Origin of the sequence: Enterobacter cloacae complex sp. SHL021 (assembly GCF_049237765.1) — a bacterium.
Lineage (GTDB): Bacteria > Pseudomonadota > Gammaproteobacteria > Enterobacterales > Enterobacteriaceae > Enterobacter > Enterobacter cloacae.
Genome location: NZ_JBMKJG010000001.1, coordinates 225,251 through 240,356, shown reverse-complemented (window position 1 = coordinate 240,356; position 15,106 = coordinate 225,251). Strand labels below are relative to the sequence as shown.

General features: G+C 58.9%; 15 protein-coding genes. 11 read left to right on the top strand and 4 right to left on the bottom strand.

Going from position 1 to position 15,106, the window contains the following annotated elements; genetic code table 11:
* Positions 1–421: 421 nt before the first annotated feature.
* Both putA and ACOTZF_RS01080 read left to right on the top strand, forming a co-directional pair.
* Positions 422–4,384 carry a trifunctional transcriptional regulator/proline dehydrogenase/L-glutamate gamma-semialdehyde dehydrogenase gene (gene putA / locus ACOTZF_RS01085; RefSeq protein WP_045295770.1) on the top strand — a complete coding sequence of 1,321 codons (3,963 nt, stop codon included), beginning with the start codon at positions 422–424 and terminating at the stop codon, positions 4,382–4,384.
* A gap of 101 nt (positions 4,385–4,485) precedes the next feature.
* Positions 4,486–4,875: a lysozyme inhibitor LprI family protein gene (locus tag ACOTZF_RS01080; RefSeq protein ID WP_029882762.1), complete on the top strand. Its 390-nt coding sequence runs from the start codon at positions 4,486–4,488 to the stop codon at positions 4,873–4,875.
* Between the two features lie 68 nt (positions 4,876–4,943).
* Here the strand turns inward: ACOTZF_RS01080 and rutR are convergent, their stop codons facing one another.
* Entirely contained in the window at positions 4,944–5,582 is a 639-nt protein-coding gene (rutR, locus tag ACOTZF_RS01075; RefSeq protein WP_013097192.1) for an HTH-type transcriptional regulator RutR, read from the bottom strand.
* Positions 5,583–5,824: 242 nt separating this feature from the next.
* Between rutR and rutA the strand changes: the two genes are divergently transcribed.
* From rutA to rutG, 7 genes are read left to right on the top strand one after another with little or no spacing between them, the layout of a single operon-like run.
* Positions 5,825–6,916 (top strand): pyrimidine utilization protein A, encoded by a 1,092-nt coding sequence (gene rutA / locus ACOTZF_RS01070; RefSeq protein ID WP_029882763.1) that lies wholly within the window; start codon positions 5,825–5,827, stop codon positions 6,914–6,916.
* Positions 6,916–7,605, top strand: a complete 690-nt coding sequence (gene rutB, locus ACOTZF_RS01065) for a pyrimidine utilization protein B (RefSeq protein ID WP_013097194.1) — start codon at positions 6,916–6,918, stop codon at positions 7,603–7,605. The genes rutA and rutB overlap by 1 nt, the downstream gene beginning before the upstream one ends.
* A gap of 11 nt (positions 7,606–7,616) precedes the next feature.
* On the top strand, positions 7,617–8,003 hold the full coding sequence (gene rutC, locus ACOTZF_RS01060; protein ID WP_013097195.1) for a pyrimidine utilization protein C: 387 nt from the start codon (positions 7,617–7,619) through the stop codon (positions 8,001–8,003).
* Between the two features lie 7 nt (positions 8,004–8,010).
* Positions 8,011–8,811 carry a pyrimidine utilization protein D gene (rutD, locus tag ACOTZF_RS01055; protein WP_038419080.1) on the top strand — a complete coding sequence of 267 codons (801 nt, stop codon included), beginning with the start codon at positions 8,011–8,013 and terminating at the stop codon, positions 8,809–8,811.
* Positions 8,812–8,820: 9 nt separating this feature from the next.
* Positions 8,821–9,411, top strand: a complete 591-nt coding sequence (locus ACOTZF_RS01050) for a malonic semialdehyde reductase (protein WP_013097197.1) — start codon at positions 8,821–8,823, stop codon at positions 9,409–9,411.
* Positions 9,412–9,420: 9 nt separating this feature from the next.
* Positions 9,421–9,915, top strand: coding sequence for an NADH-dependent FMN reductase RutF (rutF, locus tag ACOTZF_RS01045; protein WP_013097198.1), 495 nt, complete (start codon positions 9,421–9,423; stop codon positions 9,913–9,915).
* 21 nt (positions 9,916–9,936) lie between these two features.
* A complete protein-coding gene (gene rutG, locus ACOTZF_RS01040; protein ID WP_038419077.1) occupies positions 9,937–11,265 on the top strand; it encodes a pyrimidine utilization transport protein G in 1,329 nt (442 codons plus the stop codon).
* 35 nt (positions 11,266–11,300) lie between these two features.
* Here rutG and ACOTZF_RS01035 read toward each other — a convergent pair whose 3' ends face one another.
* Both ACOTZF_RS01035 and ACOTZF_RS01030 read right to left on the bottom strand, forming a co-directional pair.
* Entirely contained in the window at positions 11,301–12,194 is an 894-nt protein-coding gene (locus tag ACOTZF_RS01035; RefSeq protein ID WP_045295769.1) for a DMT family transporter, read from the bottom strand.
* Between the two features lie 120 nt (positions 12,195–12,314).
* Entirely contained in the window at positions 12,315–12,485 is a 171-nt protein-coding gene (locus ACOTZF_RS01030; RefSeq protein WP_013097201.1) for a general stress protein, read from the bottom strand.
* A 391-nt stretch (positions 12,486–12,876) separates the two neighbouring features.
* Here ACOTZF_RS01030 and wrbA point away from each other — a divergent pair, with 391 nt between their 5' ends.
* Both wrbA and ACOTZF_RS01020 read left to right on the top strand, forming a co-directional pair.
* On the top strand, positions 12,877–13,473 hold the full coding sequence (wrbA, locus tag ACOTZF_RS01025; protein WP_013097202.1) for an NAD(P)H:quinone oxidoreductase: 597 nt from the start codon (positions 12,877–12,879) through the stop codon (positions 13,471–13,473).
* A gap of 18 nt (positions 13,474–13,491) precedes the next feature.
* Positions 13,492–13,719 (top strand): YccJ family protein, encoded by a 228-nt coding sequence (locus tag ACOTZF_RS01020; protein WP_008499832.1) that lies wholly within the window; start codon positions 13,492–13,494, stop codon positions 13,717–13,719.
* 32 nt (positions 13,720–13,751) lie between these two features.
* Here ACOTZF_RS01020 and agp read toward each other — a convergent pair whose 3' ends face one another.
* Positions 13,752–14,993, bottom strand: a complete 1,242-nt coding sequence (agp, locus tag ACOTZF_RS01015) for a bifunctional glucose-1-phosphatase/inositol phosphatase (protein WP_045295768.1) — start codon at positions 14,991–14,993, stop codon at positions 13,752–13,754.
* Between the last annotated feature and the right edge of the window lie 113 nt (positions 14,994–15,106).

Below are 15,106 nucleotides of genomic sequence, written 5' to 3'. Positions count from 1 at the left end.
CAAATTCTCCAAAAGTCGAGCGACAACCGTCCGGGTTGCCTTGTTATGTCATCACCGGAACGGGGTGATGGGTATCTGTGTTTCTGTTGGCCGCGCGTATCCTGCCGTAAGCAGTGCTCGCACACAAACGATTTAACACTGCATTTACATCAAATTCATCCCCGGTTTTATATGTCTTTCCTATAGGTTGCACTTGCTCACATTTATACGGGTTGCACCTTTTAAAAGTGTTAAGTACCGCATAAAAACAGGCTTCGTATGCAGAAGCCAGCGCTTTTTTCCAGCTAACCATTCGTTAACAATCCATTCATTTTTCAGCTTGCTAGCCGGGTCACATTTAACACGGTTGCACAAAGTTGCAACATGGTGGATATTTCAGGCTAACCACCGAACACGATCAAAGAACAACAGGAGTTTTGGCATGGGCATGACCACCATGGGGGTTAAGCTGGATGACGCAACCCGCGAACGGATTAAGACCGCAGCAACCCGCATTGACCGCACGCCGCACTGGCTAATCAAGCAGGCAATTTTTAACTATCTCGAACGGCTTGAGAGCGACGAAGGTCTGCCCGAGCTGCCCGCCCTGCTGGCAGGTGCCGCCAATGAGAGCGAAGACGCGCCGGTTGCTGGCGACGAGAATCATCAGCCGTTCCTGGAGTTCGCGGAGCAGATCCTGCCGCAGTCAGTCAGCCGCGCCGCCATTACCGGTGCGTACCGCCGTGCTGAAACGGACGCCGTGCCAATGCTGCTGGAGCAGGCTCGCCTGCCGGAAGCCGTCGCCGCGCAGGCGCACAGCCTGGCGTATCAGCTGGCCGACAAACTGCGTAACCAGAAAACCGCCAGCGGCCGTGCCGGTATGGTGCAGAGCCTGCTGCAGGAGTTTTCCCTCTCCTCCCAGGAAGGCGTGGCGCTGATGTGTCTGGCAGAAGCACTGCTGCGTATCCCTGACAAAGCCACCCGCGATGCGCTGATCCGCGACAAAATCAGCAACGGCAACTGGCAGTCACACATTGGCCGCAGCCCGTCGCTGTTCGTTAACGCCGCCACCTGGGGTCTGCTGTTTACCGGCAAGCTGGTCTCGACCCACAACGAAGCGAACCTCTCCCGCTCCCTGAACCGTATTATCGGCAAGAGCGGCGAACCGCTGATCCGCAAAGGCGTGGATATGGCGATGCGCCTGATGGGCGAGCAGTTTGTTACCGGTGAAACCATCGCCGAAGCGCTGGCCAACGCCCGCAAGCTGGAAGATAAAGGGTTCCGCTACTCTTACGACATGCTGGGTGAAGCGGCCCTGACCGCTGCCGACGCGCAGGCCTACATGGTCTCTTACCAGCAGGCGATCCACGCCATCGGTAAAGCGTCCAACGGCCGCGGTATTTATGAAGGTCCGGGCATCTCAATCAAGCTCTCCGCCCTGCACCCGCGCTACAGCCGCGCGCAGTACGACCGGGTGATGGAAGAGCTCTACCCGCGCCTGAAATCCCTGACCCTGCTGGCGCGCCAGTATGACATTGGCATCAACATCGACGCCGAAGAGGCAGACCGTCTGGAGATCTCGCTCGATCTGCTGGAAAAACTGTGCTTTGAGCCAGAACTGGCAGGCTGGAACGGAATTGGCTTTGTTATTCAGGCCTACCAGAAACGCTGCCCGTTCGTTATTGATTACCTGATTGATCTGGCCAGCCGCAGCCGTCGTCGCCTGATGATCCGACTGGTAAAAGGCGCTTACTGGGACAGCGAGATCAAACGTGCCCAGATGGAAGGTCTGGAAGGCTACCCGGTTTACACCCGCAAGGTTTACACCGACGTCTCTTACCTCGCCTGTGCGAAAAAACTGCTCGGCGTACCGAACCTGATCTACCCGCAGTTCGCTACCCACAATGCTCATACCCTGGCGGCGATCTATACCCTGGCCGGGCAGAACTACTATCCGGGCCAGTACGAATTCCAGTGCCTGCACGGCATGGGTGAACCGCTCTACGAGCAGGTCACCGGTAAAGTGGCAGAGGGCAAGCTGAACCGTCCGTGCCGTATTTATGCTCCGGTCGGTACCCATGAAACCCTGCTGGCGTACCTGGTGCGTCGTCTGCTGGAGAACGGGGCGAACACCTCCTTCGTTAACCGCATTGCCGATACCACCCTGCCGCTGGACGAACTGGTTGCCGATCCGGTGCAGGCCGTTGAGAAAATGGCGGCTCAGGAAGGCCAGATTGGTCTGCCGCATCCGAAGATTGCCCTGCCGCGCGAGCTGTACGGCAAAGGCCGCATCAACTCGGCGGGTCTGGATCTCGCCAACGAACACCGTCTGGCGTCCCTCTCTTCTGCCCTGCTCAACAGCGCGCTGCAGAAATGGCAGGCCAAACCGATGCTGGAACAGCCGGTCGCAGACGGCGAGATGCAGCCGGTGATCAACCCGGCAGAGCCAAAAGATATTGTCGGCTACGTGCGTGAAGCCACGGAAGCGGAAGTGGAGCAGGCGCTGGAGAGCGCGGTAAACAACGCGCCAATCTGGTTCGCCACCCCGCCGCAAGAACGTGCCGCCATTCTGGAACGCGCCGCGGTGCTGATGGAAGATCAGATGCAGTCGCTCATTGGTATCCTGGTGCGCGAAGCGGGGAAAACTTTCAGCAACGCCATCGCCGAAGTCCGTGAAGCCGTCGACTTCCTGCACTACTACGCAGGCCAGGTACGCGATGATTTCGATAACGAAACGCACCGCCCGCTTGGTCCTGTGGTCTGTATCAGCCCGTGGAACTTCCCGCTGGCGATCTTCACCGGCCAGATTGCCGCCGCGCTTGCCGCAGGCAACAGCGTGCTGGCCAAACCGGCGGAGCAAACCCCGCTGATTGCCGCTCAGGGGATTAACATCCTGCTGGAAGCGGGCGTACCGGCGGGCGTGGTGCAGCTGCTGCCTGGGCGGGGTGAAACAGTGGGTGCGAAGCTCACTGCGGATAACCGCGTGCGCGGCGTGATGTTTACCGGCTCGACCGAAGTGGCCTCCCTGCTGCAGCGTAACATCGCCACCCGTCTGGATGCCCAGGGCCGCCCAACGCCGCTCATCGCGGAAACCGGCGGCATGAACGCCATGATTGTCGACTCCTCTGCTCTCACCGAGCAGGTAGTGGTAGACGTGCTGGCCTCCGCCTTTGACAGCGCGGGTCAGCGCTGCTCCGCCCTGCGCGTGTTGTGCCTGCAGGACGACGTGGCCGACCACACGCTGAAGATGCTGCGTGGTGCCATGGCCGAGTGCCGCATGGGCAACCCGGGCCGCCTCACCACCGATATCGGGCCGGTGATCGACGCGGAAGCCAAAGCGAATATTGAAAACCACATTCAGGCCATGCGTGCCAAAGGCCGTCCGGTGTTCCAGGCCGTGCGCGAGAACAGCGAAGATGCCCGCGAGTGGCAGACCGGCACCTTTGTGCCGCCTACGCTTATCGAGCTGGCAAGCTTCGACGAGCTGAAAAAAGAGGTCTTCGGCCCGGTCCTGCACGTGGTGCGTTACAACCGTAACAACCTGAATGCATTGATTGAGCAGATCAACGCCTCCGGCTATGGCCTGACGCTCGGCGTGCATACCCGTATCGACGAAACCATCGCCCAGGTCACCGGCAGCGCCAAAGTGGGCAACCTGTACGTCAACCGCAACATGGTTGGCGCGGTCGTGGGCGTGCAGCCGTTCGGCGGCGAGGGGCTCTCCGGCACCGGTCCTAAAGCGGGTGGCCCGCTCTATCTGTACCGTCTGCTGGCGAACCGTCCTGAGCGCGCGCTGGGCGTGACGCTGGCACGCCAGGACGCGGACTATCCGGTGGATGTCCAGCTGAAAACCGTGCTGACGCAGCCGCTGGAAGCACTCATCACCTGGGCGGAAAAACGTCCTGAGCTGCGCACTGTCGCACAGCAGTACGGCGAGCTGGCGCAGGCTGGCACGCAGCGTCTGCTGCCGGGTCCTACCGGCGAACGCAACACCTGGACGCTGATGCCGCGTGAACGCGTGCTGTGCGTGGCGGATAACGAACAGGATGCGCTGGTTCAGCTGGCCGCCGCGATGGCAACAGGTTGTGAAGTGTTGTGGCCGGAAGACGGTCTGCACCGCGATCTGGCGAAGCAACTGCCGAAAGCGGTGTCTGCCCGCATTCACTTTGCGAAGCCTGATGCCCTGCTTGCGCAGCCGTTTGACGCGGTTATCTACCACGGTGATTCCGATCAGCTGCGCGAACTGTGCGAGCAGGTTGCGGCCCGCAGCGGGGCGATTGTTTCGGTGCAGGGCTTCGCCCGCGGTGAAACCAACCTGCTGCTGGAGCGCCTGTACGTGGAGCGTTCGCTCAGCGTCAACACCGCGGCAGCGGGCGGTAACGCCAGCCTGATGACAATCGGGTAATCGTGTACACTCTCCCCGGTGACGCTACGCTAACCGGGGCTACAACTTCACCTTAGGCCGGATAAGCACAGCGCATCCGGCTTTTTTACACGGAGGGGATGATGAAAAGAGTATTTCTCGCAGGCGCCGCCCTGCTGCTGAGCGCCAGCGCGCTGGCCGACGAGTGCGACAACGCCACTACGCAGCTTGAACTGAACACCTGTAGCGCGCAGCAGTACCAGGCCGCTGATAAAAAGCTCAACCAGACTTATCAGTCCGCCATTAAGCGTGCGGCGGCCCCACAGCGTGACCTGCTGAAAAAGGCGCAGCAGGCGTGGATCGCCCTACGCGATGCGGATTGCAATTTTATCGGTTCTGGTACCGAGGGAGGCAGCGTGCAGCCTATGATCATTAGTCAGTGCCTGACGGAGAAAACCGTGGAACGCGAGGCGTTTCTGGCCTCGCTGATGCAGTGTGAAGAGGGCAACTTAAGCTGTCCCCTCACCCCATAGGGGCGAGGGAGAAAAGACAGCACAGAACAGTCCCCTCTCCCCGTGGGAGAGGGTTAGGGTGAGGGAAACTAGCGCACGCGGATCCCTTCAATAATCATCCGCTGCACGTTTTCGAGGGTGCTCTGGAAAAACGCTTCGTCCTGAAGCGTCTTTCCGGTTACCGCTTCAACCTGGGCCGCAAAGTCAGCGTAGTGCTGGGTGGCGGCCCAAATCATAAAGATCAGATGCTGCGGATCGACAGGTGCCAGTTTGCCGCTGGCGACCCACCCGGCGATGATCGCGGATTTATCGTCCACCAGCTGTTTTAAATCCCCCGTCAGCTCTGCCTTCAGCAGCGGCGCGCCCTGCAGCATCTCCAGACAGAACAGCCGGGATGCCTGCGGATAATCACGGGACACCTCCAGCTTCAGGCGGATGTACTCTTTGATCGCCACCAGCGGGGCGAACTCCTGACGAAAGGCCTTTAGCGGCGCCAGCCAGATATCCAGGATCTGCTGCATTACTGCCACATACAGCGCCTCTTTCGACGGGTAATAGTAGAGCAGATTGGTTTTGGACACCCCGGCCTGCTCCGCCACCTGTTCCAGGCGCGTGCCGTGAATGCCGAACTGTGAAAAGGTCTCCAGCGCCGCACTGAGGATGGCGTGCTTTTTGGCGCTCACCGCCTGCGAACGTTTACCTGCTGTTTTCACTGCGCCTTGTGTCATCCCGCTCTCCTTATTCTGCGTTGCCAACAGCATAGCAAAACCCCCGCCTCGCCACGACATTCTGCACTCCCATCGCGCATGAATGCCTGTTTTGTGTGCAATGTTTTTGACCATTTAGTCCACTTTTGTCACATTCAATTCATCAACCATTGATTAACACATTAATAACAAAGCCATTTTGAAAACTGGCACTCCCTTTGCAAAACCCTGTTCACCTGCAACGTAGTGAAGAGAGGTTCGTGATGAAAATTGGCGTATTTGTACCCATTGGCAACAACGGCTGGCTTATCTCGACCACTGCTCCGCAATACATGCCGACCTTTGAGCTGAACAAAGCCATCGTGCAAAAAGCGGAGCACTACCATTTCGACTTTGCACTTTCGATGATCAAGCTGCGCGGCTTTGGCGGCAAAACCGAATTCTGGGATCACAATCTGGAATCCTTCACCCTGATGGCGGGCCTGGCGGCGGTGACGTCACGGATTCAGATCTACGCCACCGCCGCCACGCTCACCCTGCCGCCAGCCATTGTCGCGCGGATGGCCTCCACTATCGACTCCATCTCCGGGGGACGCTTTGGCGTCAATCTGGTCACCGGCTGGCAAAAGCCGGAGTACGACCAGATGGGGCTCTGGCCGGGAGATGAGTACTTCTCGCGCCGCTATGAGTACCTTACCGAATACGTGCAGGTGCTGCGCGATCTGTGGGGTACCGGCAAGAGCGATTTCAAAGGTGACTACTTCACCATGAATGACTGTCGCGTCAGCCCGCAGCCTTCTGCGCCAATGAAGGTGATCTGCGCCGGGCAGAGCGACGCGGGAATGGCGTTCTCGGCAAAATACGCCGACTTCAATTTCTGTTTCGGTAAAGGCGTCAACACCCCCGCCGCCTTCGCCCCAACCGCCGCACGCATGAAAGAGGCCGCCGACAAAACCGGCCGTGATGTGGGCTCTTACGTGCTGTTTATGGTCATTGCCGACGAAACCGATGAGGCCGCGCGCGCCAAATGGGAGCGTTATAAGGACGGGGCCGACGACGAGGCCCTGAGCTGGCTCACCGAACAGAGCCAGAAAGATACCCGTTCCGGCGCGGACACCAACGTGCGCCAGATGGCCGACCCGACCTCTGCCGTCAATATCAACATGGGCACGCTCGTCGGCTCGTATGCCAGCGTTGCCAGAATGCTCGACGAAGTGGCCGCCGTTCCCGGCGCGGAAGGCGTTCTGCTGACCTTCGACGATTTCCTCACCGGTGTGGAGACCTTCGGCGAGCGCATTCAGCCGCTGATGCAGTGCCGCGCCCACATTACCGCCATCACCAAGGAGGTGGCGTAATGACAACCCTTAATGCCCGTCCGGAAGCCATCACCTTTTCTGCACCGCAGAGCGCGCTGATTGTGGTGGATATGCAAAACGCCTACGCCAGCCCCGGCGGTTATCTGGATCTGGCGGGGTTTGACGTCTCCGCCACCCGGCCGGTGATTGAGAACATCAAAACCGCCGTCGCCGCCGCACGCGCCGCCGGGATGCTCATCATCTGGTTTCAGAACGGCTGGGACGATCAATACGTGGAAGCCGGTGGCCCCGGCTCGCCCAATTTTCACAAATCGAACGCCCTGAAAACCATGCGCAAACGGCCCGAACTGCAGGGCAAGCTGCTGGCTAAAGGTGGCTGGGATTATCAGCTGGTGGATGAACTGGTGCCGGAAGCAGGCGATATCGTGCTGCCCAAACCGCGCTACAGCGGCTTTTTCAACACGCCGCTCGACAGCCTGCTGCGCAGCCGGGGCATTCGTCATCTGGTCTTTACCGGCATTGCTACCAATGTCTGCGTGGAGTCGACCCTGCGCGACGGCTTCTTCCTCGAGTATTTCGGCGTGGTACTGGAAGACGCCACTCATCAGGCGGGGCCGGAATTTGCCCAGAAAGCGGCGCTGTTCAATATCGAAACCTTTTTTGGCTGGGTCAGTAACGTCGCCGATTTTTGCGACGCCCTGAATCCGCCGCTCGCCCGTATCGCCTGAGGAGACATACGATGCCGAAATCCGTGATTATTCCACCGGGCACCAGCACGCCGATTGCGCCGTTTGTCCCCGGCACGCTCGCCGATGGCGTGGTGTACGTCTCTGGCACCCTGCCGTTTGATAAAGACAACAACGTGGTGTTTATCAACGACCCAAAGGCGCAAACGCGCCACGTGCTGGAGACGATCAAGACCGTGATCGAAACCGCAGGTGGCACGATGGAGGATGTGACGTTCAACAGCATCTTTATCACCGACTGGAAAAACTACGCCGCGATTAACGAGATCTATGCGGAGTTCTTCCCCGGCGATAAGCCGGCCCGCTTCTGCATTCAGTGCGGGCTGGTAAAGCCGGACGCGCTGGTTGAAATCGCCACCGTTGCGCACATTGGAAAGTGAGGCTGCCATGAAGCTCTCCGTCTCACCGCCCCCGTTTGACGGCGCGCCCGTCGTGGTGCTGATTGCCGGACTCGGCGGGGGCGGCAGCTACTGGTTACCCCAGCTAGCCGCGCTGGAACAGGAGTATCAGGTGGTCTGTTACGACCAGCGTGGCACCGGCAATAACCCTGACACCCTGCCGGAAGAGTACACCCTGGGGCAGATGGCCGGTGAGCTGGCACAGGCGCTGACCGCGGTCGGCATCACCCGCTACTGTGTGGTCGGCCATGCGCTGGGGGCGCTGATCGGCCTGCAACTGGCGCTCGACACCCCCGATGCGCTCAAAGCGCTGGTGTGCGTCAACGGCTGGCTGACGCTGAATGCCCATACCCGACGCTGCTTTCAGATCCGCGAACGGCTGCTGCATGCCGGTGGCGCGCAGGCGTGGGTAGAGGCGCAGCCGCTGTTTCTCTATCCGGCAGACTGGATGGCCGCCCGCGCACCGCGTCTGGAAGCAGAAGAGGCACTGGCGCTGGCGCACTTTCAGGGCAAAAACAATCTGCTGCGCAGGCTGAACGCGCTGAAAAAGGCCGATTTTAGTCGCCATGCCGCCCGCATCGCCTGCCCGGTGCACCTTATCTGTTCCGCCGATGACCTGCTGGTGCCCTCTGTCTGCTCGTCTGAGCTGCAGGCGGCGCTCCCGCACAGCCACAGCGTGGTGATGCGCCAGGGCGGCCATGCCTGCAACGTCACCGAGCCGGAAACGTTTAATACCCTGTTGCTGAACGGGCTTGCCAGCCTGCTGCACAGCCATGAACCCGCTTTATAAGGAGTTTCGATGAGCGAAGCCATTACCTCTGCCGCGCTGGATTCACTGTTCACCGGCGCACGCACCCACAACGGCTGGCTGGACATACCGGTCAGCGACGAGACGCTGCGCGAGATCTACGACCTGATGAAATGGGGGCCTACCTCCGCTAACTGTTCCCCGGCCCGTATTGTGTTTGTGCGCAGCGCAGAGGGTAAAGAGAAGCTGCGCCCCGCACTCTCCAGCGGCAACCTGGAGAAAACCCTCACCGCACCGGTCACCGCGATTGTGGCGTGGGACACGGAATTTTATGAGCGTCTGCCTGAACTGTTCCCGCACGGGGATGCGAAGAGCTGGTTTACCACCAGCCCCGCGCACGCTGAAGAGACCGCCTTTCGCAACAGCTCCATGCAGGCCGCTTATCTCATCTTTGCCTGTCGCGCCCTGGGGCTGGACACCGGCCCGATGTCCGGTTTTGACCGGCAAAAAGTCGACGAGGCCTTTTTCACCGGCACGCTGCTGAAAAGCAATCTGCTGATCAATATCGGCTATGGCGATGTGGGCAAACTCTACGGCCGTCTGCCGCGCCTGGCCTTTGAAGACGCCTGCGGGCTGGCGTAAGGAGCCATCATGACGACACCCGATAAACAAACCTTTCGCGATGCCATGGCCTGTGTGGGCGCGGCGGTCAATATCATCACCACCGACGGCCCTGCTGGCAGAGCGGGCTTCACCGCCAGCGCCGTATGCAGCGTCACCGACTCGCCCCCGACGCTATTGGTATGTCTTAACCGCGGCGCGTCCGTCTGGCCGACGTTTAGCGAAAACCGCACCCTGTGCGTCAACACCCTGAGCGCCGGACAGGAGCCACTCTCAAACCTGTTTGGCGGCAAAACGCCGATGGAAGATCGCTTCGCCGCTGCCCGCTGGCAGACGGGCGAGACGGGCTGCCCGCGCCTGGAGGAGGCGCTGGCCTCGTTTGATTGCCGTATCAGCCAGGTGGTCAGCGTCGGCACCCACGACATTCTGTTTTGCGACATCGTGTCCATTATCCGCCACCCCGCCCCGCAGGGGCTGGTGTGGTTTGACCGCGGCTACCACGCGCTTATGCGACCCGCCTGTTAACCCTTCTTAAGGAAGCAGCTCATGGCAATGTTCGGATTTCCCCACTGGCAGTTGAAATCGACCTCTACAGAACCTGGCGTGGTCGCGCCGGATGAACGGCTCCCGCTCGGGCAAACCCTGGTGATGGGCGTCCAGCACGCGGTTGCCATGTTTGGTGCAACGGTGCTGATGCCGATGCTGATGGGCCTTGACCCCAATCTTTCCATTCTGATGTCGGGTATTGGCACCCTGCTGTTCTTTTTTGTCACCGGCGGGCGCGTGCCCAGCTATCTGGGCTCCAGCGCCGCCTTTGTCGGCGTGGTCATCGCCACCACCGGGTTTAACGGTCAGGGGATCAACCCCAACCTCAGCGTCGCCCTCGGCGGCATTATCGCCTGTGGTCTGGTCTATACCCTGATTGGCGTCGTGGTGATGAAGATCGGAACGCGGTGGATCGAGCGAATGATGCCGCCAGTGGTTACCGGCGCGGTGGTGATGGCGATTGGCCTGAACCTGGCGCCAATTGCCGTGAAGAGTGTCTCCGGCTCGCCGTTTGAGAGCTGGATAGCGGTGATCACCGTGCTGTGTATCGGTCTGGTGGCGGTATTCACCCGCGGCATGGTCCAGCGTCTGCTGATTCTGGTCGGGCTGATTGTGGCCTGTCTGATCTACGCCCTGCTGGCCAATGTCTTTGGTTTCGGCAAGCCTGTCGACTTTACCCTGCTCCATCAGGCTGCCTGGTTCGGTCTGCCGCAGATCACGTCGCCAACCTTTAACACGCAGGCCATGATGCTTATCGCCCCTGTCGCGGTGATCCTGGTGGCGGAGAACTTAGGGCATCTGAAGGCCGTGGCGGGCATGACCGGGCGCAGTATGGATCCGTATATGGGGCGCGCGTTTGTCGGGGATGGCCTGGCGACGATGCTCTCCGGGTCGGTGGGCGGCAGCGGTGTCACCACCTACGCCGAGAACATTGGCGTGATGGCGGTAACGAAAGTCTACTCCACGCTGGTGTTCGTGGCGGCGGCGGTCATGGCGATGCTGCTCGGCTTCTCACCAAAATTTGGTGCGCTGATCCACACCATTCCCTCGCCGGTCATCGGCGGCGCATCGATTGTGGTGTTCGGGTTGATTGCCGTGGCGGGAGCGCGCATCTGGGTACAGCATCGCGTCGATCTCAGCCAGAACAGTAACCTGATTATGGTGGCGGTCACGCTGGTGCTGGGTGCAGGTGATTTTGCCCTGACGCTGGGCGGGTTTACGGTTGGCGGGATTGGTACGGCGACCTTTGGGGCGATCCTGCTTAATGCCCTGCTGAGCCGCCGGAAAGGGGATGAAGCGCAAGGGGAAGCCATCACCCCCTCCACCTGATATAAAGGCCCCTTACTTGCCGGGTGACGCTGCGCTTACCCGGCAATCGCCTTACGTCTTTTTTTGAGCTTTAGCTCACTCACCAGCACCCCAACAACGATAAACGCCGCGCCGACCAGCGCCAGCAGCGGTAAGCGTTCTCCGGCAATGCGTCCAAAAATCCCCGCCCAGACCGGCTCCCCGGTGTAGATCACCGTCGCCCGCGTCGGCGACACGCTGCGCTGTGCCCAGTTCATGGTCACCTGAATAATGGCGCTGAAAATACCCAGTCCCAGTGCCACCACCACCAGCCCGGCAGACATCGGCGGAACCGACTCCCCTGCCGGAACCATCGTCGCGAACGCCACCAGCGACGCTGTGGCAAGCTGTACCACCGTGACGCGCTTAACGTCGACCTTCCCGGCCCAGGCGCTAATGAGGATAATTTCCGCGGCAATCGCAATGGCTCCCACCAGGGTAATGATCTCGCCCGGCCCCATTGCCAGCAGGTTATTTTCCGGCCTGGCCAGCAAAATCAGGCCGATGAACGCCAGCACAATACCAATGCAGGACATCACACCCGGCAGGCGTCCCAGACACAGCCATTGCAGTAACGGCACCAGCGGCACATACATGGCGGTGATAAAGGCCGATTTACTGCTGGAGATTGACTGTAACCCCCACGTCTGCAGGCTATACCCCATGGCAATCGCCACGCCAATCGCCACCCCGGCCTTGAACTCCTGCAGGGTCAGTCCGCGCAGGGTTTTCAACGAGATCAACCCCACGGCAATCGCTGCCGTCGCAAAACGCAGGCCGACAAAGAAGAACGGATCGCTCAGGGTGACCGCATACTGGACGGCGAGAAAGGTTCCGCCCCAGAACATGGTGATCAGAATGAGGATCGCTTCCTGAGGTTTGACGGAGAAAGTAAAACGAGAAACAGACATGAGGCACCAGAACGTAGAATGATGGGACTAGTGTGCGATGCCTTTGATTGCAGTTCAATGTTACAGAAATAAAAAAACCGCCGGGAGAACCCGGCGGCAGAGGTCTTTCAACCCGGCGACTTACTTATTGCCGCCATGGCTGTTTTTACCCCCTTTTTTGCCAGCCTCAGATGCGCGCTGAGGGTCATTTTTAAAATTACCCCCGCTATGCTGGCCACCTTTACGGCCTGCTTCTGATGCTCTTTCACGATCTTCGGCGAAATTACCTGAACCACCACGATGGTTTGCCATCTCTAACCTCCAGTATGTGAAACATTAGACATCATATTGCATTCAGTAAAAGAGGATTCTTTCACCTCGCGGCTAAAGGACAGCGCCTTTATCTGTGCCGCGTGAAACTAAGCTTAGTGGACTGAGGGTATCCGGCAAGCTGTAGTTAATATTCTGCAACAAGATCTCAGTCTTTTGGGTGAGAAAACGCAGCGGTCATTCATAAGCCTTTCTTATCATTTCAAAAATCGCCGGCGGTAAAAATGTTTCATTTTGCTACAAGCCGCGATGGTCAGCATATTGTTATAAATCAAAGAAATGCCGTTCATTTTTGCAGTCTGGCTGTGATGTCATATCTTTAAATGAACGCAGCGATTCGCTGTCAGAAAAAACAAACGAGGAGTGATGCAAAATGGCTAAAGTTCTGGTGCTCTATTATTCCATGTATGGACACATTGAAACCATGGCTCACGCGGTAGCAGAAGGTGCAAACAAAGTGGACGGCGTGGAGGTTGTGGTAAAACGCGTACCGGAAACCATGCAGGCAGAAGCGTTCGCCAAAGCCGGAGGAAAAACCCAGAATGCGCCGGTCGCCACGCCTCAGGAACTGGCGGATTACGACGCCATTATCTTCGGCACCCCCACCCGTTTTGGCAATATGTCAGGCCAGATGCGCACCTTCCTCGATCAGACGGGCGGGCTGTGGGCCTCTGGCGCGCTGTACGGCAAACTCGCCAGCGTGTTCAGCTCCACCGGGACCGGCGGAGGCCAGGAACAGACGATTACCTCAACCTGGACTACCCTTGCTCATCATGGGATGGTGATTGTACCGATTGGCTATGGCGCGCAGGAACTGTTTGATGTCTCTCAGGTACGTGGCGGCACACCTTACGGTGCAACCACCATTGCCGGTGGCGATGGATCCCGACAGCCGAGCAACGAAGAGCTCGCTATCGCCCGCTATCAGGGTGAATACGTCGCGGGTCTGGCCAAAAAACTGAACGGCTAACTCAACAGGAGGACAAGCATGCCAACTCAAGAATCCAAAGCTCACCACGTGGGCGAATGGGCAAGTTTACGCAATACCTCTCCGGAGATCGCCGAAGCCATTTTTGAAGTCGCGAAATACGACGAAAAACTGGCAGAGCAGATTTGGGAAGAAGGCAATGATGAAGTGCTGGTACGCGCCTTCGAAAAAACGGACAAAGACTCGCTCTTCTGGGGTGAGCAAACCATCGAACGTAAAAACGTCTGAGCGTTTCCCCCCGCCTGCGCGGGGGGATTATCTTATTTCGCCGCGTCGTTCATCACCGTATTAAATTTATCGATCGGGCAAAAACCGTTCGCATCCACCGGACACCCCTTCAGTTCCAGCGTCACGCGCTGCGCCGGAGACTGCAGCGACAGCACGCTGGCGTTACGCAGCTGCTCTGAGCTCTGATACACATACTCAATTTTCATCAGCTCGCGGTTGGCGTTTTTGTCGTGCCAGCGCTGGAAGACAATTTTGCCGCCGATTGGGGTGCGCTCCTGCTGGTCATGCAGCTGGTACGGCTTGAAGTCCAGCGCCGTCAGCAGAGAGGCAATGTTGGAGTCATGCCCCACCAGCAGGGTGATTTTCGGCGCTTTTGCCTGATCGGTCACCAGGGCTTTATCGATATACTTCACCAGCGGTTTGGCGACGTTTTGCGCCACCTCGGTTGAGGTAAACAGCGAGTCCTGATATCCGTTTTTCAGCTTCGACAATACGCGCCACTGCTGGTCGGTTTTGATCTCTCCCCAGGCCACCTGGTCGGCCGGGAAACCTTCGTAATACTGCAGCGTGAACGCATCCACCAGCGAGTTGCCCACTTTCAGCGGCCCGGAAACGCCCGGTTCTTTTTCGTAGTCGGCGCTGAAGGTATCTTTCGCGTCTGCCAGTGAACAGACTTTTTTCTCTTTGCACGACGGCGAATCGGCGTAGTTCGTCATCTGCTCCAGCAGCCGGTAGCTTTCAGCAAGCTGCATTTTCTGCCGCTCGGACTCCATCGCCTTGAGCGCTTTTTCGCGGAATTCCAGTGAGTTATCGGTAATCACCGGGTTAAAGGTTGGGTCCATGGTGCCCATTTTGTCCTGATGGTGCACAGGCACGTCGCAGCCCGGGAAAGCCCCGGTAATGAAGAACTGCGCGGTGGCTACGGTGCGCTGCAGGCTGTTGGCGTAAGCATAAACGCTCTCCGCCGGTGGACATTCTCCCGTCTTCACCATCCCCTGCTGGGCCAGCCACTCGCGCATGTAGTGCCCCATGTAAACCTCCAGCACGCCACCTTTGGTGGTGAGCTGACCGCCCGGCACTTCCCATTCAGGCCATTGCTTTGGCGTGGACTGCTCCAGCACGCTGCCGTTATTGGCGAGCGGTGCGCGCAGGTTGTGACGGCTCATAATTAAAACTTGCTCCAGCTGATACCCTTCCGGCGTCTCTTGCGCCTGCACCCCGGAGGCTGCTGAAAAGAGACCGGCTACGGCCACCGCGAGTAGTGCTTTTCTCATCCCTAATTCCTCACTCGTTTTAAAATGTCGCGTTCAGTGTGACAGATCCGTGACAATTTTCCGGGAAGCATTTCTCAAACTGATGAATAACACGCTTACCCGGTGAGCAGATT

Coding starts and splice junctions, on each gene's coding strand:
- ACOTZF_RS01030 (WP_013097201.1), bottom strand. CDS start 12,485: ATGGCAAACCATCGTGGTGGTTCAGGTAATTTCGCCGAAGATCGTGAA.
- rutG (WP_038419077.1), top strand. CDS start 9,937: ATGGCAATGTTCGGATTTCCCCACTGGCAGTTGAAATCGACCTCTACA.
- rutR (WP_013097192.1), bottom strand. CDS start 5,582: ATGACACAAGGCGCAGTGAAAACAGCAGGTAAACGTTCGCAGGCGGTG.
- rutD (WP_038419080.1), top strand. CDS start 8,011: ATGAAGCTCTCCGTCTCACCGCCCCCGTTTGACGGCGCGCCCGTCGTG.
- rutB (WP_013097194.1), top strand. CDS start 6,916: ATGACAACCCTTAATGCCCGTCCGGAAGCCATCACCTTTTCTGCACCG.
- agp (WP_045295768.1), bottom strand. CDS start 14,993: ATGAGAAAAGCACTACTCGCGGTGGCCGTAGCCGGTCTCTTTTCAGCA.
- wrbA (WP_013097202.1), top strand. CDS start 12,877: ATGGCTAAAGTTCTGGTGCTCTATTATTCCATGTATGGACACATTGAA.
- ACOTZF_RS01050 (WP_013097197.1), top strand. CDS start 8,821: ATGAGCGAAGCCATTACCTCTGCCGCGCTGGATTCACTGTTCACCGGC.
- ACOTZF_RS01035 (WP_045295769.1), bottom strand. CDS start 12,194: ATGTCTGTTTCTCGTTTTACTTTCTCCGTCAAACCTCAGGAAGCGATC.
- rutF (WP_013097198.1), top strand. CDS start 9,421: ATGACGACACCCGATAAACAAACCTTTCGCGATGCCATGGCCTGTGTG.
- rutA (WP_029882763.1), top strand. CDS start 5,825: ATGAAAATTGGCGTATTTGTACCCATTGGCAACAACGGCTGGCTTATC.
- rutC (WP_013097195.1), top strand. CDS start 7,617: ATGCCGAAATCCGTGATTATTCCACCGGGCACCAGCACGCCGATTGCG.
- ACOTZF_RS01020 (WP_008499832.1), top strand. CDS start 13,492: ATGCCAACTCAAGAATCCAAAGCTCACCACGTGGGCGAATGGGCAAGT.
- putA (WP_045295770.1), top strand. CDS start 422: ATGGGCATGACCACCATGGGGGTTAAGCTGGATGACGCAACCCGCGAA.
- ACOTZF_RS01080 (WP_029882762.1), top strand. CDS start 4,486: ATGAAAAGAGTATTTCTCGCAGGCGCCGCCCTGCTGCTGAGCGCCAGC.